Annotated in this window: 14 protein-coding genes; 11 read left to right on the top strand and 3 right to left on the bottom strand. The window is 62.6% G+C overall.

Features of this window, described 5'->3' with window-relative positions; all coding sequences use genetic code 11:
- Nucleotides 1-35 precede the first annotated feature (35 nt).
- The 3 genes from AC1RRJ_RS09075 to AC1RRJ_RS09065 all read right to left on the bottom strand — a co-directional run bounded on the left by AC1RRJ_RS09075 (nt 36) and on the right by AC1RRJ_RS09065 (nt 4,014).
- Entirely contained in the window at nt 36-2,471 is a 2,436-nt protein-coding gene (locus AC1RRJ_RS09075; RefSeq protein ID WP_493121701.1) for a TonB-dependent siderophore receptor, read from the bottom strand.
- Nucleotides 2,472-2,544: 73 nt separating this feature from the next.
- Nucleotides 2,545-3,477, bottom strand: coding sequence for a FecR family protein (locus AC1RRJ_RS09070; RefSeq protein WP_493121698.1), 933 nt, complete (start codon nt 3,475-3,477; stop codon nt 2,545-2,547).
- A gap of 27 nt (nt 3,478-3,504) precedes the next feature.
- Entirely contained in the window at nt 3,505-4,014 is a 510-nt protein-coding gene (locus tag AC1RRJ_RS09065; protein ID WP_493121695.1) for a sigma-70 family RNA polymerase sigma factor, read from the bottom strand.
- 407 nt (nt 4,015-4,421) lie between these two features.
- Between AC1RRJ_RS09065 and AC1RRJ_RS09060 the strand changes: the two genes are divergently transcribed.
- From AC1RRJ_RS09060 to AC1RRJ_RS09010, 11 genes are all read left to right on the top strand, one after another.
- Nucleotides 4,422-4,895 (top strand): MarR family winged helix-turn-helix transcriptional regulator, encoded by a 474-nt coding sequence (locus tag AC1RRJ_RS09060; RefSeq protein ID WP_493121692.1) that lies wholly within the window; start codon nt 4,422-4,424, stop codon nt 4,893-4,895.
- Between the two features lie 92 nt (nt 4,896-4,987).
- Nucleotides 4,988-6,256, top strand: coding sequence for an acyl-CoA dehydrogenase family protein (locus AC1RRJ_RS09055; RefSeq protein ID WP_493121689.1), 1,269 nt, complete (start codon nt 4,988-4,990; stop codon nt 6,254-6,256).
- Between the two features lie 124 nt (nt 6,257-6,380).
- Entirely contained in the window at nt 6,381-8,102 is a 1,722-nt protein-coding gene (locus tag AC1RRJ_RS09050) for a sulfatase family protein (protein ID WP_493121687.1), read from the top strand.
- A 24-nt stretch (nt 8,103-8,126) separates the two neighbouring features.
- Entirely contained in the window at nt 8,127-10,370 is a 2,244-nt protein-coding gene (locus AC1RRJ_RS09045; RefSeq protein ID WP_493121683.1) for a TonB-dependent receptor, read from the top strand.
- Nucleotides 10,371-10,386: 16 nt separating this feature from the next.
- Nucleotides 10,387-10,959, top strand: a complete 573-nt coding sequence (locus AC1RRJ_RS09040) for an NADPH-dependent FMN reductase (protein ID WP_493121680.1) — start codon at nt 10,387-10,389, stop codon at nt 10,957-10,959.
- Nucleotides 10,960-11,019: 60 nt separating this feature from the next.
- On the top strand, nt 11,020-11,544 hold the full coding sequence (locus AC1RRJ_RS09035; RefSeq protein ID WP_493121678.1) for a MarR family winged helix-turn-helix transcriptional regulator: 525 nt from the start codon (nt 11,020-11,022) through the stop codon (nt 11,542-11,544).
- 355 nt (nt 11,545-11,899) lie between these two features.
- Entirely contained in the window at nt 11,900-13,258 is a 1,359-nt protein-coding gene (locus tag AC1RRJ_RS09030) for an ATP-grasp domain-containing protein (RefSeq protein ID WP_493121675.1), read from the top strand.
- Complete coding sequence (locus AC1RRJ_RS09025) at nt 13,258-14,049, top strand: sulfite exporter TauE/SafE family protein (RefSeq protein WP_493121673.1); 792 nt, start codon at nt 13,258-13,260, stop codon at nt 14,047-14,049. The genes AC1RRJ_RS09030 and AC1RRJ_RS09025 overlap by 1 nt, the downstream gene beginning before the upstream one ends.
- A 58-nt stretch (nt 14,050-14,107) precedes the next feature.
- Nucleotides 14,108-15,289 carry an aminotransferase gene (locus tag AC1RRJ_RS09020; RefSeq protein WP_493121670.1) on the top strand — a complete coding sequence of 394 codons (1,182 nt, stop codon included), beginning with the start codon at nt 14,108-14,110 and terminating at the stop codon, nt 15,287-15,289.
- Between the two features lie 272 nt (nt 15,290-15,561).
- Nucleotides 15,562-16,623: an AraC family transcriptional regulator gene (locus tag AC1RRJ_RS09015; protein ID WP_493121667.1), complete on the top strand. Its 1,062-nt coding sequence runs from the start codon at nt 15,562-15,564 to the stop codon at nt 16,621-16,623.
- 184 nt (nt 16,624-16,807) lie between these two features.
- On the top strand, nt 16,808-19,201 hold the full coding sequence (locus AC1RRJ_RS09010) for an arylsulfatase (RefSeq protein WP_493121665.1): 2,394 nt from the start codon (nt 16,808-16,810) through the stop codon (nt 19,199-19,201).
- Nucleotides 19,202-19,294 lie beyond the last annotated feature (93 nt).

The raw sequence follows: 19,294 nt of genomic DNA, 5'->3' as shown, positions 1-19,294 counted from the left end.
CGAGCCGCGCCGACCCATGGGGCCGGCGCGGCCGATCAGAACGCGGCTTCCAGCGACAGGCGGAAGGTCCGCGGCGAACCACGGGTCAGGAAGCCGCGCGACGCCGACTGCCAGAAGGCGCTGTCGCCGACATTCTCGACGCTGCCACGGATCGTGTAGCGGCCGCTGCCGGCGTCGAAGGCATAGCGCGCGCCCAGATCGAAACGCCGCCAGCTATCGATGGGGCGCAGGTTGGCCGCATCATAATATTGGCGACCGGTATGGATGACGCGCCCGTTGACGGCAAAGCCGGGAAGGAAAGCGGGTTCATATTCGGCGAACATGTTGAACTGCCATTTCGGGACACCGATCGGCCGTTCGCCGTCGGTCAATCCGCCCGCGGTGCCTTGTTGTTCGGCAGCCGAGTAGAGGAGGCCGCCGAGCAACGTCAGCCCCTGCACCGGCTTGCCCGACAGGTTGATTTCGACACCGCGGTTCACGACGTCGCCATCGATAACGAACAGGTTGGTCGCGGGTTGGACATAGCCGAAAGGCTGGTTGATGCGGAACAGGGCGATGCTCGCATCAAACGGCCCCACGTCGATCTTCGAACCGATCTCATACTGCGTGCTGACCGACGGGGCAAACACCGATCCGGTATTGGCAGACCCGGCCGGCGCGAACAGGCCGGGTGTCAGCCCTTGCGCGAAGCTGCCGTACAGCGACAAATTGTCCTGCGGCTTGACCACCAGACCAACGGCAGCGGTCGTCTTCGACTTGTTATAGGTGCTCGTCACCGCGCCGGTGACGCGGTCGAAGCTGGTAAGTTTGGCATTCTGGCGGCGCAGCCCTACCGTGAGTAAAACGCGCTCATCAAATGCCGATAGCGTGTCGGCGATCGCGATGCTCGACAGCTTGCGGTCCGAGGTATGGCGCATATCGTCGAAGCGCGCCGCGGCTGCCGCGTTGAACATGCTGTCGGGGCGGGCGACATGGACCGGATCATAGATATTGTTGGTGAAGGTCGCCGTGGCGGGGAAGGCGGGATTGCCGAAGCTCTCGATAAAGAGCCGCGTCGCCGAGGCGACGAGGCGATGACGAACCGGGCCGGTATCGAAGTTCGAGCGCAGCGCGATCTCGCCTGTCTGGTCGATCGACCGGCTGGCAAAAGGGCTGAACCGCACCGTGAGATTGCCGTTCGCCCCCGTCAACTGACCCTGCACATAGCGATATTGCTCGTCGAAATCGAGATAGCCATATTTCGCCATGACCGTCGTCCCGGGAACGATCTCGTACTTCGCGCCAAGGATGAACCGTTTGCTTTCGTTCGTCGTCCGCGTCCACGGCTGGCCAAAATTGAGCTTTGAATCGGGCGCGTCGGGAATCTGGAAACCGCCTGCCGCGGTCAGATGATAATCCTGTCCCATCAGACGTTCCGCCGTATACAGAAGATCGGCGGTCAGCTGGAGATTTCCGGTTTTGTAATCGAGCGCGAGGCTCGCGATCCCGGCGCGCCGGTTCGTGAAATCCATGTCGAGATCGCCCTTGTACCCCGCCGCGTTCAGGCGGATGCCCAGCGCGCGATCCACGCCAATGCGTCCGCCGACGTCGACATGCCCCCCGAACTGCCCGGCCGAGAGATAGGAGGCGGTGGCGCTGAGCGTACGCCGGTCTTCTGCGCGCTTCGGAATGAGGTTGATCATCCCGCCTATGTTTCCGAAAGGCGCCACGCCGTTCACCAGCGCGTTGGGGCCCCGGAAAATTTCAACCTTGGCGAAAGGTTCAATCGGAATGCGGCGGATCGGCAGCATGCCGAACAGACCCTCGACGGCGACTTCGGACGCGAAGAGCGGAAAGCCGCGCAGGACATATTGTTCGCTTTCGCTGCTCGCCGACAGGTTGCTGCGCACCGACGGGTCATTCGCGATCACGTCGGTGACGGTGCGCGCCTGTTGCGCCCGGAACAAATCATCGGTGTAGGATGTGATGGAAAAGGGTGTGTCGAGGACGGCTTGCGTACCGAACAGACCGCTTTGCGCTTCTTTCGCGGTAAAGCCGGTGACCACAATCTCTTCGGATTCGGCCGCCTGGGCGTCGTCAACCGGTGCTGCTTCGCGCGTGCGGATGGCGGGCGCGGGGGCCGGACTGCGTGTCGGCGATTTTCTGGCACGCGGCGTGGAGGCGCGTATGATGGTGAAACCGCCCCGGCCGTCGGAGCGCGCTCGAAGGCCGCTGCCGGCGAGCAGGCGGTCGAGCGCCGTCGCCGGCGTGTGGTTTCCCTGCAATCCCCGCGTTTGCAGGCCTTGGGTCAGTGCGGGGTCGAAAGCGATTATCACGCCCATCTTGCGGCCGAGTTGAGCAACGGCATTGCCGAGCGGACCCGCCGGAATATCGACAGCCTTCGCCTGATGCGCGGGTTGCGCCATAGCGGGCGCCGCCCATGATGCCGCCCCGGCCAGCATAATCGCCGCTGCCGATTTCAACCCCGTCATCTCAAATCCCTTTCAAGTCATCGCTTCACAAGGGGGACGGGCGAGATTGGAAATCGGGAACTGGCGGGGCGAATTATTTCGGGCGGCGAACCTCGACAGCGCCCTCGGGGCTCCGCTCGATGCGCAAGCCGGTGGCCTCGGCGATGGCTTGAAGCGCGCGGTCGGGATTGCCGAGCGGGAAGCTTCCGGACACCCGCACGCCGTCAAGATCGCCGCTGTCGAAGCGCGCGGGCTGCGCGCGATAGCGATTGAGTTCCCGCAATATTTCGGTCACCGGACGATTGTCGGCCGCAAGCCAGCCTTCGGCCCACAGCGCCGCCGTCTCCGGATCGACGCTGCCCAGCTTTTGCAGTTCTCCGCCGCTCATCCGGGCGCGATCGCCCGGCGCAAGCTCGGCACAGTCGCGCGCGTCGGCACAGGCGCGCACATGTGATTCAATAACGGTGACCAAGGTTTCGCTGGCGTTCCGCTCGACAATGAACGCCGTGCCGAGGGCCGTCACCTTGCCGTCGGACGTTTTCACCACGAAGGGGCGGGCAGGGTCTTTCACGACGCGCGCGAATATCCGTCCATGGAACAGGGTTACGGTTCGGGAGCCGGCCGAACGGTCGAAATCGAGGGCGGCATCGGTATCGAGGTCGAGCGCGCTTCCGTCGATGAGCGCGACATGGCGTTGTGCGCCGCGACCCGTTTCATAATCGGGGAACCACGCCTGGATAGTCAGCGACTGCGCCGTCAACCAGCCGCCACCGACCAACAGGAGCAGGCCCATCGCGGCGCGTCCCCACCGGCGCGCACGCGTAGGGCCGATTTTTAACAGCGCGTCCACCGCTTCCCGGCTCGCATGATCGGTGTGGTCGAACCGGGCATCGAGCCCGCGCATCCGGTCCATAGCCAGACGGTGCAGCGGATTCTCGCGGCACCAGGCCTCACAGGCCAGATGGTCGTCCGGCGTGGCTTCGCCGGTGGCAAATTGAGCCGACCAGAAGGCCGCCTGCTCGATCATGTCGGGAGTGGGGCGTTCGGCGGTCACTTAATCGCTATAGGCGAGCGCGTAACAATGCGCATAGGCTTGCGCGACATATCGCTTGGCCATGCGCTCGGACACACCCAGCCGTTCGGCGGCGGCGGCGTAGCGAAGCCCGTCGAGTCGGATCATGATGAAGGCCTGACGCACCCGGTGTGGCAGCGTCTCGAGCAAGTGGAGGACGGCGCGAAGAAGCTCGACCGCTTCGGCTATCCGCTCGGGGGTGAGATTGTCGACATGCTGCCCGTGCGCCTCGCAGGCAGCGAGGAACGCGCGCTCGACTTCGCGGCGGCGTATATCGTCGATCAATATGCGCCGGGCGACGGTCGAAAGATAGCTGCGGGCATCGCGGACGGGGCCTGCGTCATCGGCCTCGATCAGGCGGCAGAAGGTGTCCTGAGCCAGATCCGCCGCGCGATGTGTGCACTGCGTCTTTCGCCGCAGCCATTCGCGCAGCCAGTCGCCGTGGGACAGATAGAGCGTACCGATGTCGATTTTTACTGCAACCGCCGACACGCAATGGCTCCGATTCCGTCCCGATAAACCGGGGCGCGGCATCCTTAGTGCGTATGCGAATAACTCGCAATAGCTCTTTGCCGATGGCAATGATTGTTTCCACGATCATCTTTTCTCCCGTTGTGCGCGGTCTGCAGGCTTGCACCTTGCTCCCGACGGTGGCCGGGTTTCTCTGGTCTCGATGCAACGCCGACCTGTCAAATCGCTTGGCAAAGCCAGGCAGGCTCGCGCATGAAGCGAGCGGGTGTATCAGTTGGCGCATTGATCCTCGGTGATTTTCGGCCAAGCCCGGAATCCATCGACAATCCACGCTGTCAATCTATCCCGCTGATACTTCTTATTTAACTTGGAGCCGGGCTCCAGTATCCGCGATGCTGATCGGTTTAGCGCGAGTAGAAGGACAATGAATGCCCAGCCCCTTCCTGATGATGAACCTGCTCAGCGCCGTCTATTGGTTCGATGAGGCGCTGCAGGCTGCGCTCAAGGAAGCTGGAATTTCCAATGTCACGCGCGCGCAATCGATGCTGATCGCCAATATTTCGGCGGGTGAAAGCCGCGCCACCCGCATCGCGCGCAACCTTGGCGTCACGCGCCAGGCGATCAGCCTGATGATCGCCGAACTCGAAACGCGGGGACTCGTGGAAGTCGTTCCCGATCCCGACGATCGCCGTGCCCGGATTGTCCGCTTTCCCGAACAGGCGACCGAAACCCGCCGGGCTGCTTCGGCGATTCTCCACTATCTGGAGGTCACACTGGTCGAGCGGCTCGGACTGCCGACCTATCACGGCCTGCGCGACGCGATGATGAAGGACTGGGGTGAGCCGCCAAAAGTGCCGGATAGCGTATTGAAAGCTTTGGAGGCGGATCAGCCAAAGTCGTAACGCGTCGACAAATTGGTAAAGTTTCTTGACAAAAATATCCCTCATCCTAGTTTGACGATGTGATCGATACATCGCCTGGGAGAGAGGATGATATGAATATCGCCGTACAAGCACAGCAGGTCGAGACAGAGCTTTTCGCCGATCGGCGCATCCCTGCGGGGGGCGATTGGCTGTCCCGTGCCGAGCTCGACGCGCTGACGCCCGAAGAATTGGTGCGCCGGACCATGGCGCTCAAGCCGCTGGTCGCGGCGCACGCGCTCGAATGCGAAGAGCTACGCCGGCCGGTCGATGCGGTATGGAACGCGATCCGCAAGACGGGCTGCTTCTATCATTTCGTGCCAAAGCGTTATGGCGGGCTGGAGTTCGATATCGACAGCTTTATCGATGCGATGCTGCCGATCGCAGAGGGGTGCGGATCGACGGGCTGGGTCACCGCCTTTTGCGTCGAGCATAACTGGATGCTCGCTCAATTTCCCGAGAAGTTCCAGGACGAAACCTTTGGCGGGGACTTCCCCTATATCATCGCGCCGGGAGCCACCAATCCTCCCGGCGTCGCCGAGCCTGTCGAGGGCGGCTATCGCCTGTCGGGGGTCTGGAAATGGGGCACCGGCGTCATGCACGCCGACTGGGTGCTGCTCGTCGGCATGGTCCCGGGCGAAAGCCCGCCGCGCCAGCTGTTCCTCGGCCTGCCGGCGGCCGATGTCGAGGTGCTCGATACCTGGGATGTCGCGGGAATGGCTGGCACCGGCAGCAACGATATTCGCTGCCGCGATATCTTCGTCCCCGAACATCGCGTGATGGACATGGGCGAAATGCGCAATGGTTGTGCGCCAGGCGCGAAGATTCACGCCCACAACCCGATCTACCGGATGCCGATGACGCCGTTTCTGGCGATCACCGCAGCGATCGCGGCGGTTGGCGTCGCGCGCTCGGCCATCGATCATTTCAAGGAACGGATCGGGGTGCGCACCCTGCTCGGCACCACGACCAAACAGATCGAAAAGCCTGCCGCTCATATGCGATTGGGCGAGGCAGCGGCGATGACCGAGACTGCGGAAATGATCCTGCGCGAGGTCGGGCGCCGCAATGTGGCGCTTGCGTCGCAGGAAGGGCTGGTCCGCAATGAGGACCGGATTGCGCTGCGCGCGCAGGTCGCGCTGGCTATGGACATGTGCCGCAAGGCTATCCGGCTGGTCGTCGAAGGCGCGGGCTCGAGCGCGCATATGACGACGAGTCCGTTGCAGCGCGCGCTGCGCGACATCAACGTGATGGCGAGCCACGTCGTCTATGATTTCGATGCCGCGACCGAACTCCATGGACGTGCGCTGATCGGGCTGGAGCCCAACACTCCGGTCTTCTGACGGGCCGGTCCGGTCCGGGGCGTTGCAAATATTTTGGCAATTAACTTGACAAAATTCCCGACTCCGGCATGATCTTAGGATACTAACTATAAAGACGACACAACCGGCTTTTGGGAGGTTCGGGATGCGTGACGGTACGGGAATTGATCGGCGGACTCTGCTTGTGGCAGGGGCGGCGGCGATAGTGGCGGCGAACGGCACCCGGGCAAAGGCGGCACCCGTCGCGCCGGGAGTGGCCAAGCCACGCGGCAAGCGCCCCAATATTCTTCTCATCGTCAACGATCAGCAACGGGCGTTCGCCGACATTCCGGCGGGACTCCCGCTCCCCGCGCATGACTGGCTGCGCGAAAAGGGGATGTCGTTCGACCGCTATCATGTGAATACGACGCCGTGCGGGCCATCGCGGTCGAATATCTATACCGGCCTCCATACCCAGCACACCGGCGTCTATGCCAACCCCAATTCGCCGCCGCACCCACAGCTCAGTCCGCAAATCCCGACGATCGGGACGATGCTGCGTAGCGCCGGATATCGCACGACCTACAAGGGAAAATGGCATCTTTCGAACATCAACGAAGGGCGGAATTTCCGCGGCGTCGCGGCTGGAATTTTCCCCAACACGGCGGACATACTCGAGCCATATGGTTTCTCAGGCTATAATTTCGATGGTGAGCGCGAGGGGCTGAGCTGGGAGGGTTTCAAGAATGATGGCGTGACGGCCGCCGAAGCCGTCAGCCAGCTTCGGGCTTTTGCGACGGACGACGACGACGCACCGTGGTTTATGGCGGTGAACTTCGTCAATCCGCACGATATCATGTTTTTCGATCCGTCGGGGGAGGGGGAGACGACCCGTGCGCGGCCCAATCTCATCGCGCCGCTGCTCGCGGCGCCGGGCGATCCGGTCTACGATCGTGACTGGGGCTTTCCGCTGCCCAAAAGCTACTACCTTGACGATCTGTCGCGCAAACCGCGCGCGCATGAGGCGATCACCGCCAGTTCGGCGGCCTTCTACGGCCGGATGCGCCACGAGGATGAGGCGGTGTGGCTGCGCAACCAGAACTATTATTTCAACTGCATCCGCGACGTCGACCGCCACATGAAGACGGTGATCGACGGGCTGATTGCATCGGGGCAGCTCGACAACACGATCATTCTGTTCACGTCGGATCATGGCGAACGCGCCGGGGCGCACCGGATGCGGCAGAAAGGCGGCACCATTTACAAGGAGGATGTCGGTGTGCCGCTGGTCGTCGTCCATCCCGACCTTCGCGGCGGAGCCTCCACCCAGGCGCTGGGCAGCGCAGTCGATCTGGTCCCGACCATGCTGTCGCTGGCCGGGATCAGCGACGCCGAACGCCGCGAACGCCACCCCAGGCTGGTCGGGCATGATTTGTCCCCCGCGCTCGCCTCTCCGAAGGTGCGAACGGGCCGGGACAAGGCGGGGGTCTTTTTCAACTATGCCGTGCGCTACGGCTGGAACGCGCCCGACGTTCCGGCCGGGGTCGCCGAAATCAGGCCGCTGCCCGAAAACGACCTGATGCTGCGCCGCCTGCATCGCGGGGTCCATGACGGGCGCTACAAGTTTGCACGCTATTTCGCGCCCGCGCAGCATCATGTCCCGACGCGCTGGAACGACCTTGTCACCTACAATGATCTCGAACTTTACGACACGGTGTCCGACCCCGACGAGCTCGACAATCTCGCGTGGAAACCGGACGCCCACAAAGCGGTCATCCAGCGTCTGAATGAACAGACCAACGCGCTGATTGCATCGGAAATTGGTGCCGACGAGGGCGCCGAATATCCGGGTCCGGCCTCACAATACAGCACATTGCGCCTGACCTGATCCGTACACCTTGGGAGAGGTATTATGAAAACCGGAAGAGTTTTTTGGGGGACCGCGCTCGCGCTGGTCCTGGGGACGCCCGCCTTTGCTCAGGACGCCACGTCCGACGGTGCGAAGGCGGACGACGATGGCCAGACGATCATCGTGACCGCAACGCGCCGCGAACAGACGCTGCAGGAAGTGCCAATTTCGGTCGCGGTGGTCAGCGGCGAGCAGATCGAGAAATCGGGAATCCTGCTGTTCGACGATGTGCAGGACACCGTCCCCAATCTGCAGATCGATCGCACCAACGGCAATTTCGCGATCACGATGCGCGGACTGGGGGCGGGAACGGGCAATCTTTCCTTTGAACAGTCGGTCGGGCTGTTCGTGGACGGTGTCTATCTCAGCCGCGCGCGATCCTTTCAGAATCCGCTGCTTGACGTCGAGCGCGTCGAGGTCGTCCGTGGCCCGCAGGGTGCGCTGTTCGGCAAGAATACCAACGCCGGCGCGATCAGTGTCGTCAGCCGTCGCCCGACCCGTGACTTCGAAGGCTTTGTGCGCGCCGGAGGCGAGGTCGAACAGGGCGGCTGGAATCTCGAGGGTGCGGTCTCGGGACCGGTCTCCGACACGCTCAGCGTTCGCCTCACCGGCCGTATCGGTGAAATCGGCGAAACGATGCGCAACACGATCACCGGCCGCAGGGAAAACGGATCGCGCTTCACCGGCATTCGCGGCCAGATTTTGTGGGAACCGAGCGACGATTTCGAGGCGCTGTTAAAGGTTGAGCATGCGACGAACCGCATGGACGGTGGGGCGACCGTGTTCAACAATATCGGCGGTCCGGCGTGCGCGCTGTGCAACGCCGTGCGCAACTCGGGTTTCGAAGTGCCTGAATATCCATCGTTCCGCCGCGCCGCGAAGACGATCAATCCCGAATATGACGACACCGAAACGACGTCGGCGCAGCTGACGATGAACCTCGATGTCGGCGACTGGATCTTCACATCGGTCAGCGCCTATGGAAAACTCGATGCCGGGGTGACCGCCGATTATGATGGTCCGCTGACCTTCCTCGAATCGGATATCACTGAAAAGTCGGATTCGATCTTTCAGGAAGTGCGCGCCCAGCGCGAAATCGGCGATGGCGGCGCCTTCATCGGCGGGCTGACCTATATCAAGACCGACTTGCACATTCAGCAGGCATCGCTGTTCGGCGCAGCGAGCGCCGGGGTGCCGTTGCCGCTCAACGGACTGTCGACGCGGCAATTCGACCAGAAGGGCGAATCCTGGTCGCCCTTCGTGTCGCTCGAGGTGCCGGTCAGTGACCGGATCATGCTCAGCGGCAGTCTGCGTTATTCGAAGGAAAAGCGCACCGGTCGTGCGCGTTCGTTCAATGTCGGGGTCTTTCCGCCAACCTATCTGCCCTATGATCTCACCGAAACGCGGACCGAGAATTTGTGGGATTATTCGCTGCGCGCGCGCTACGAATTTTCCCCGTCGGCCTATGTCTATCTGAGCTACGCGACGGGAACCAAGGGCGGAGGCTTCGTGTCGAACGATGCGCTGCTGCTGTTCAATATCCGCAATGGATCGGCGACCTTCCAATATGATTCCGAACGCGCGCGATCGCTGGAAATCGGTGGAAAATTCCGCTTTATGGAGGGCAAGGGGCAGTTGAATGTCGCGCTGTTCCGGACGCGCTTTTCCGACCTCCAGGTGTCCGAATATAATGGCACCGCTTTCATCACCGGCAACGCCGCCTCGGCGATCTCGCAGGGGGTAGAGGTCGACACCAGCATCGGGCTGGGCGACCATTGGACGATCGGCGGGACACTGGGCTATCTCGACGCCCATTATAAGGACTATCCGGGCGGTGCCTGCCTGTATGACGCGCCGGTCACTTGCACACCGGCGACCAACAACCTCGCCGGAACAAGGCTGGTCCGCGCGCCGGAGTGGACGGCCAGCGGCTTCATCGAGGCGAAATATCCGGTTTCGGATGGCCTCCAGATCGTCGGGCGCGCGTCGGCCAACACTCAGTCGCGGTCGTTTTTCCAACCCGACATGAACCCGCTCAATTCTCAGCCCGCCTTCACCAAGTTCGACGCGCGGCTGGCGCTCGGGCGCGAGGACGGCAAATGGGAAGTCGCGGTCGTCGGCCGCAACCTCACCGACAAGGTGACGATCAGCCAGGCGTTCAACACGCCGACCTTCGGCGGCAACAGCCATATGGCGCTGGTGGGGGCTCCGCGGACGGTAACGCTGCAGCTGTCGCTCGATTTCTGACGCCAGGGAGGATGCCATGGCACAGGCAGAGGTGCTGCTGCTCGCCGGGGGCACTCGCAGCGGTTCGCTGAATGAAAAGCTTATCGGGTGCGCGATGCGTGCCGTCCGGGGTCATGGTCTGGGAGCGACGCGCCTTTCGTTTTCGGACTATCGGCTTCCGCTATTCGGGGCCGACACTTCGTCGATTGGCGACGTGCCGGAGGCTCTGGCGCTCAAGGCGATATTTGCGCGCCACGATGCGGTGATTTTGGCCAGCCCCGAACATAATGGATCGGTCACTGCGATGCTGAAAAATGCGATCGACTGGATATCCTGCCCGAGCGAAGGCGAAGCGCCTCAAGCCTATCATGCTTTTCGTCGGAAAGCCTTTGGCCTCGTGTCGGCGTCGTCCAGTCCTTTTGGCGGTTTGCGGGGGCTTTCCCAGCTCCGCCACATATTGACCACGGTGCAGGCGCTGGTCGTTCCCGAGCAACTCAGCGTTCCGCATGCTCATCGCGCATTTGACGCGGCGGGCGACCTCGCAGACCCTTTTCTTGCGCGGCTTCTCGCCGAACTCGTCCAGTCGGTGGTGGAGGTCGCGCGGCGCTAGGGCCTCTGTGGCGGAAGGAATTGCCAAGCGGAAAGTGACGAGGCTCAAGGAAATGAAACGGTGAATGGGGTCCGCTATTGGGCGTTCGAAGATAGTCTTGGCTATCTCGCCCGGCTGGTCTTCCGGTCGTTTTCAGTGCTGCGTGAACAGCGCACCCGTGATCACGGCGTATCTGCCGGGCAATGGGCCTTCCTCCGGCAGCTTTGGCGCGAAGATGGTATCAGTCAGCGGGAATTGAGCCGGCGACTGGCGATGCGCGATGCCACAACAGTCGTAACGCTTCGTGGAATGGAGCGGGCCGCGTTGGTCGATCGGCGGGTGAATTGTTGCGATCGCCGGGAGATACTGGTGTTCCTTACACCCTACGCCAGATCCTTGGAGAGCATTCTGCTTCCCGCTGCGGCGGAAGTGCAAGTGCAAGCAACCTGCAATTTTTCGGATGAGGAAGTCGAAACACTGCGCAGGCTGCTGATCCGCGTGATCGAAAATCTTTCGCGCGAAGATCGGGATCGCGACAGCAGACGCCCGGGAATAGAGCTCGCGGCCGTAGCCGAGGCGATGGAGGGTGTCCGCCAGGCGGTCTGACCGTAGAGTCGCAGGACCAGACCAATGATCGCCATGATGAGGCCGCCCCACGAGCGCGACAAGCGGTGCGAGGAAAAACTGGCGGAATCGATCCATCGCCGTGCCTCTTCTATGCCAGGAGCGAAAAAAGTACCTCGCACTCGCAACAATTCATTCCACCGCCGAACGATCCGGGTGATTTGCTGCGTTGGCATGGAGCGGGGCGTTCGGGTAGGGTAGATATGCGGTCGGGTCGATCGTCCTGGGATCGGAGCATCGGTCTTTGATGGCTCCAGCCGCCGCCCGTTTGCGTTGAACGATATCTCGACCCGCTCGTTCCCTGATGGCATATGGCCCCTGTTGACGGAGATTAGTTTTGCGCGGCTGGATCTTTTTCCATCGAGACCTCGATCCGGCGTTGCCCGAAGTGCCGGAAATCCTGCGTTTTCAGGAATGTGCGGCCGAACGTGGTCTGGAACTTCTCATCCTCAAGCCGCATAATTTCGATATCGTCGCGGCGCCGCTCGAAGAGTGGGCGGTTCATTATGAAGGCCATTCGCTGGATCGTCCCGACTTTATTTTGTGCCGGACCGGCGCGGAAACGGACTATTTCACTCTCGCGGTTCTCCGCCATTTCGAGCGGCGCGGCGTGCGTCTGGTCAATGGTCCCGAGACGATCGATCTCGTCGCCGATAAACTTCACACGATGCAGCGTCTGACCCGCGCCGGTCTGCCCATTCCGGCAACGATGCTGGGAAAGTTTCCGATTGATGCCGATATCATCGAGGAAGAGCTTGGCTTTCCAGTGATCGTGAAAACGCTCCGCGGGACGCGCGGCACCGGGGTGCTGAAGTGCGAGGACCGGAACCAGTTCGAGGATCTGGCGGGCCTGCTGGAGAGCGCCGAGGCGAAGGCCGATTTCCTGTTCCAGCATTATGTGCGCTCCAGCCACGGACGGGATGTCCGCGTGCTCGTGATCGGCGGCCGCGTGGTCGCGGCCATGGAACGGCGGGCGCCGCCGGGTCATTTCAAATCCAATGTGTCGCTGGGCGGCGTAGGTGTTCCCTATACGCCGACCGGAGAAATGGCCGAACTGGCCGCCCGGGCCGCCGACGCGCTGGGGCTCGAAATCGCCGGAATTGACATCCTGTTTGACGAGGAGGGATACAGGATTTGCGAAGCCAACTCTGCCCCCGGATTTCAGGGGCTGGAGCGCGCCTGCGGCATCGATGTGCCAAATGCGATCTTCGGCTGGATCGAAGCGAGCCACGAAACCCGGGAGCGACCGATCAGGGCCGTCACGGGCGACGCGCTGATCGATCTGGTTTTCGGCGGGCGTCTTCGCCTGCGCGCGATCAGCGACCGGCTGGGCGAACGGCGCCTGTTTGCGCGGGCGGTTGGTGTGCGACTGGTCGGCGCGGGCATGGCGTCGCTGTTCACCTCGCTCGCTCCCTCTGATCGTGTCGAGAAGCATAGCGTCGTTGCGAGCCATCTGGAACATCTGCGCGCCGACGCACGCGGGATGCCGTTGACGGCGGACGCCGATATCGAACAGGAACAGGCTTTGCTGACCCTGCTGGCGGTTTCGATCTGGGCCGCCATCCTGCCGTGGCTGGCTGGTGGAACGCCTTTGTTCGCCGGCACCTTGTCGCTGATTGCGCTGTGTTTCCCGGCTGCTTTCCTTTTGACGCACCGAAAGAAGAAGGGCCGTGTCCGGCCGTCAGGGATGGCGTGATGATTCCATGGGCCGAACTATCGCTCTGGACCTTGTTTCCCTTCATCCTCATCGGCTTCACGGCCCAGTTGATCGATAGTGCACTGGGCATGGCCTTTGGCGTCGTCGGAACGGCGCTGCTTCTCATGCTCGGACTGCCGCCCGCATCGGCCTCGGCCGCCATCCATGCGGCGGAGAGCTTTACCAGCGGTGTATCGGGGATCAGCCATGCGCTGCAGCGAAATGTCGATTGGCGCTTGTTTCGCCGCCTTGTCATTCCCGGCATCGCTGGGGGTGTGATCGGCGTGTTCATCCTCGCCAATCTGACCGATGATGTCGCCCGACCCGTAGTGCTGACCTATCTCGGTGCGGTGGGCATCTATCTTCTCTGGCGTGGCGCGCGGCGGCCGCAGGCCTATCGCGACCTCAAATTCGTTGGCACCCTCGGTCTGGTCGGCGGCATTCTCGACGGATCGGGCGGCGGCGGGTGGGGCCCTGTCGTTACAGCCAATCTTCTGGCTCAGGGCGGCGAACCGCGGCGGGTTATCGGGACGGTCAATGCCGCCGAGTTTTTCGTGACGGTCACCATCGCCGCAGGCTTCATCGGGGCGATGGGTTGGCGGACCTTCGGCGCGGTCGCGGTGGGCTTGCTGATCGGCGGCGTCATCGGTGCCCCGATCGGGGCCTGGCTGGTCCGCCGACTGCGCGCGGAACTGATCGTGACGGCCGCCGGCGCTATCCTTCTCGCCGCGAGCGGGTATGGATTGCTGGCGTTGATGTTCGATCCCGTACCAGCTTTTCCGGGCTTTTAGGGAGGGGCGTTCGGGGGCGGGCGTTGGCGGGCGCGCAGGGATAGGATAGGGCAGCGACATGAGCCGGATACATCCCCTTTACGACGCGATGGAGCCCACCATCTTTGAGCATATGTCCCGGCTGGCGACCGAACATGGCGCGATCAATCTGGGGCAGGGCTTTCCCGACGAGCCGGCGCGTCCCGAAATGATCGACGCGGCGGCCCGCGCTCTGGTCGAACGATCGAACCAATATCCTCCGGCGTTCGGCCTTTCTGAACTGCGCGATGCAGTCTGCGACTTCTACCGGCGCCGGCAGAATCTTTCGCTCTCTCGCGATCAGGTGATCGTGACGTCGGGCGCGACCGAAGCGCTCGCCGCAGCGCTGCTGGCGCTTGTCAGGCCGGGCGACGAAGTCATTCTCTTCCAGCCGGCCTATGATGCCTATGCCCCGATGGTGCGACGCGCTGGCGGGGTTCCGGTCTCGGTTCACCTCGCTCCACCCGCCTGGAACTACAATGCTGCGGCGCTCGCGAGGGCGATCACGCCGCGGACGCGCGCGCTGATGTTCAACGATCCGCTCAACCCGGCGGGCAAGGTCGCAAGCGAGGCCGAACGCGCGATGATCGCCGCAGCATGCATTCGGCATGACCTCATCACCATATGCGATGAGGTCTGGGAGGATGTGCGCTTCGACGGTGTTCCCCACCGCTCGCTGATGTCCTTCCCCGGCATGGAGCATCGGACCGTAAAGATCGGGTCGGCGGGCAAGATTTTCGGATTGACCGGGTGGAAGGTCGGCTGGTTGTGTGCGACGCCCGAAATGGCGGTCGCGATCGGCCGGGCCCATCAGTTTTTGACCTTCACCACGCCGCCTGCGCTGCAATGGGCGGTCGCCGAGGGGCTGGCCCGGCCCGATAGCTGGTTTGCTTCCTGGCGCGATGCGTGGGCCGCATCCCGGGCGCGGCTCGCGACAGACTTGGAGCGCGCCGGGTTTTGCGTTCTGCCGAGTGCCGCGACCTGGTTCCTTTGCATCGATCTTGCGGCATCGGGAATCTCGCTCGACGACCGTGAGTTCAGCGAGCGCGCGGTGCGGGAGGCCGGGGTCGCTTCCATCCCCGTTTCGGCGCTGTTCGAAGGTGAGGGGCCAAGGCACATTCTGCGCCTTTGCTTCGCCAAGGACCCCGCCATCCTGGGCGAAGCGGTGGAAAAGCTCGCCAGGTTCCGCGACAGGCTCGCGGCGGAGACGTCGGTATCTTGACGCGCTCCGCAAACTCCCGCCCGACGAAGCGGCCGGGTTCACTCCGCTCGACAGCAAACTTCGCGGCTGCGGTCTCGTAAAGATCAAGATCGGCGATTTCCTCGTCGGCTTGTGGACTCTGCACGAGGTGTTGCGGCAAGAGAGGCGGACGATTTCGGGCGAGGCGGAGATTCCGATAGACATGCCGGGTGGTTTTGAACGGGCGCTCACGCGTTGCGCGACGGCGATGCGTGTCGGGCCAATGATCATTGGCAAGCCTTGGGCGTCCGGCGATGGCTGCTAGCAAGAAGAAATCCACCGCGGGTATCGTCCCCACCGGCGATTTCGTCCGCGTCGGCGGGTTGTTCGGTTTGCGCCGGCTGATCGCGCGATATGGCGGAAATCCCGCGCATATCCTGTCGACCTATGGCGTCCCGATCGACCGGCTGGACGATCCCGAGCAATATGTAACCTATCGGTCGGTTGCCCAGGCGCTCGAATATTGTGCGGATATCTTCGACGCGCCCCATTTCGGGCTCGAGCTTGTCGCGACGCAACCTGCCGATGTTCTGGGGGCGATTGCGATCATGATGCGCTCGGCGAACACCGTCGGAGAGGCGCTCGAGGCGGGCGCCCGCCTGCTGGTCATCCAATGCCCCGGTGCCCAGATCAGCCTGACCTGTGAGGGCGACAACGCCGCGCTGTCTTTCCTGATCAATGACCGCCGCCACGCCTTTCTGCGCCAGGTCAACGAAGCCAGCGTTGCGATGGGTGTGACGCTGTTCAAGGCCATGATCGGCTCGGCATATCGTCCGAAGGAAATATGGATCGCTTCGGATCCTCCCCCCAAAGGTACGCAGAAAGCCGAGCATCATTTCGCCGCTCCCGTCATCTACCATCAGCCCTTCAGCGCGCATGTTTTCGATGCGGAGATGCTGTCTCAGCCCCTCTCTGCGCCCGATCCCCAAGTGCATCGTCTGGCCGCAAATTACCTGCGATCAGTGATAGCGAAAGGGCATGATGATCTGGTCGTTGTGGTGCGGCGGCTGGTGGTCGAGTTGCTGCCGCTGGGACTATGTTCGCTCGCCACGGTGGCGGCGCATATCGACCGTCACCCGCGTATCCTGCAGCTCGAACTGGCGCGCCGCGGGTGCGAGTTTCGTACCATCGTCAATGAAGAGCGCTCGCGCCTGGCCGCCGCCTATCTGGCGAGCACCGCCATGCCGATCTTCGATATCGCCGCGGTGCTGGGCTACGCCGATCAGACGACATTTACGCGCGCATTCAGCCGGTGGCACGGGCAATCACCGCTGATGTTTCGCAAGGCGCATGCGATTCGTAATATGCAAAGATAAGTTCGGATAATGCAAAGACTTTGCAAGCCCTTCCACCTAGGCTCCATCCAAATAATGACGTGATGGAGAGGAACGGGCCATGCCCCGCTTCCCGTTAGATCTTGATTTTCGAACCTCCGTGCCCGGTCGATGCCCCGCGCGGCGCCGACACGCGCAATACCGGTTTTATTGAGAGGGCCTGGATATGACGCTCATCTGGAAAAGCGTGCCGCTCGCTGCGGTCGCAATCATCAGCCTGTCGATAACCGGTGCGGCATCGGGCCAATCCGCGACTGTCCCGTTGACCGATCGCACGACCCTTCCGATACCGGAGCCGATTCAACCGCCGATCCGCGTTCTCGACATCCGCGATGCCGTGCCGCCGCCACGCTTTGATGTGAAAGCGCCGAAGGGCGCGCCCAATATCATCATCATCCTGCTCGACGACATGGGATTTGGTCAGTCGAGCGCTTTTGGCGGGCCGATCCGGATGGCGACGCTCGACCGCTTGGCCGGACACGGACTGCGTTACAATAATTTCCACACCACCGCGCTCTGCTCGCCAACGCGCGCGGCGCTGCTCACCGGGCGGAATCATCATCGCGTCAACGCCGGCTCGATCATGGAAACCGCCACCTCCTTTCCGGGCAACACAAGCGTTCGCCCCGCGAGCGCGGCGAATATCGCTGAAGTCTTGCGGCTGAACGGCTATGCGACCGCCGCCTTTGGCAAATGGCACGAAACGCCGGCCTTCGAAGTCAGCGAGTCCGGGCCGACCGACCGCTGGCCGACCCGCTCCGGCTTTGACAAATTCTATGGCTTTATGGGCGGCGAAACCAATCAATGGGCGCCCAAAGTCTATGATGGCATGACCCATATCGAGCTTCCCGAAAAGCCCGGCTATCATTTCATGACCGACATGGCCGATCAGGCCATCAATTGGACGCGGACCGTCAAATCCTTCACGCCGGACAAGCCCTTCTTCCTCTACTTCGCCCCGGGTGCGACGCACGCGCCGCATCATGTGTCGAAGGAATGGATCTCCAAATATAAGGGGAAATTCGACAAGGGCTGGGACGTCCTTCGCGAGGAAACGCTGGCGCGGCAAAAGCGACTGGGCGTCGTGCCCGCGAATACCGTACTCGCCCCCAAGCCCGCAGCGATCAAGGACTGGAAAACCCTGTCGCAGGCAGAGCAGACCTTGTTCGCGCGGCAGATGGAGGTGTTCGCCGGCTTTGGCGAAATGGCCGATCATGAAATCGGGCGCTTGCTGCAAGCGGTCGAGGATATAGGCCAGCTCGACAATACGCTGATCCTCTATGTCGTCGGCGACAATGGCGCCAGCGCCGAAGGCGGCATGAACGGGCTGTTCAACGAAGCGACCTATTTCAACGGCGTGCCCGAGGACATCAATCTGCAGATCAAGAATATTGACGCGCTCGGCGGTCCGATGAGCAACAATCATTATGCCGCGGGCTGGGCGGTCGCGGGGGACACGCCCTTTACCTGGACGAAACAGGTCGCGTCCGATTTCGGCGGGACACGCAACGGCCTCGTCGTGTCATGGCCGTCGCACATCAAAATGACCGGCGAAGTCCGGTCGCAATTCCATCATGTCACCGACCTGGTGCCGACGATATTGGAAGCGGCGACGCTGCCCGTTCCCGACAGCGTCAATGGAACGGCACAGATGCCGCTCGACGGTGTCGGCATGGGGTACAGCTTTTCGGATGCGAAGGCGCCCGAGCGTCACAAGACCCAGTATTTCGAGATGTTCGGCAATCGCGCCATCTATCACGACGGCTGGTTCGCCGGCACCATCCATATGGCACCATGGGACCCGGCGCCCCGCGCGTCGCTGACCGAAGACAAATGGGCGCTCTATAATGTGCGCAAGGACTTCAGCCTGGTCCATGATCTTGCGGCGCAAAACCCCGCCAAGCTGAAGGAGCTTCAGGACATATTCCAGACCGAGGCGGTCGCCAATCATGTGCTGCCGATCGATGACCGCCGTATCGAACGTTTCAACGCGGCATTGGTCGGCCGCCCCGACGTGATGGCGGGCCGGTCGTCGCTGACCCTTTATCCCGGCATGACGGGCATCGACGAAAATGTCTTCATCAACATGAAAAATCGCTCGTTCAGCGTGACGGCCGATGTCGACATTCCGGCGGCCGGCGCCAACGGGGTGCTTCTGGCGCAGGGGGGACGTTTCGGCGGGTGGAGCTTCTACCTCAAGGACGGACGCCCCGCCTTCACCTATAATTATCTGGGATTGCAACGCTACACCGTCGCCGCCGACACGCCCGTGGCGAGCGGCCGGGCTACGCTCCGTTTCGAATTTGCTTATGACGGCGGCCGAATGGGCGCGGGTGGAACGGGGCAACTGCTGCTGAATGGAAAGGCGGTCGCCAGCGGGCGCATCGACAAGACGCAGGCGATGATTTTTGCCGGCGATCCGCGCGCCGATGTGGGGGCCGACCTTGGGACGCCGGTCACCGAGGATTATGGCACCGCCGACACGCGCTTCACGGGCGCCATCCGCTCCGTAACCGTTGACGTGGCGCCGCTTCCGGCCGCAACCGGCAAGGGGAAATAGCCCCGGACATTTCGCCCCGGGGGCACGCCCGCCGTCAGCGGACGAAGCGCGGCTCCGGGGCTCATTTTTGATCGCGAACTTAGCCCACACGCG

The organism is Sphingopyxis sp. GW821-FHT12C06, assembly GCF_058807415.1.
The sequence above is the reverse complement of the archived record's forward strand: the minus strand, read 5'-3'. Positions and strand labels throughout refer to the sequence as shown.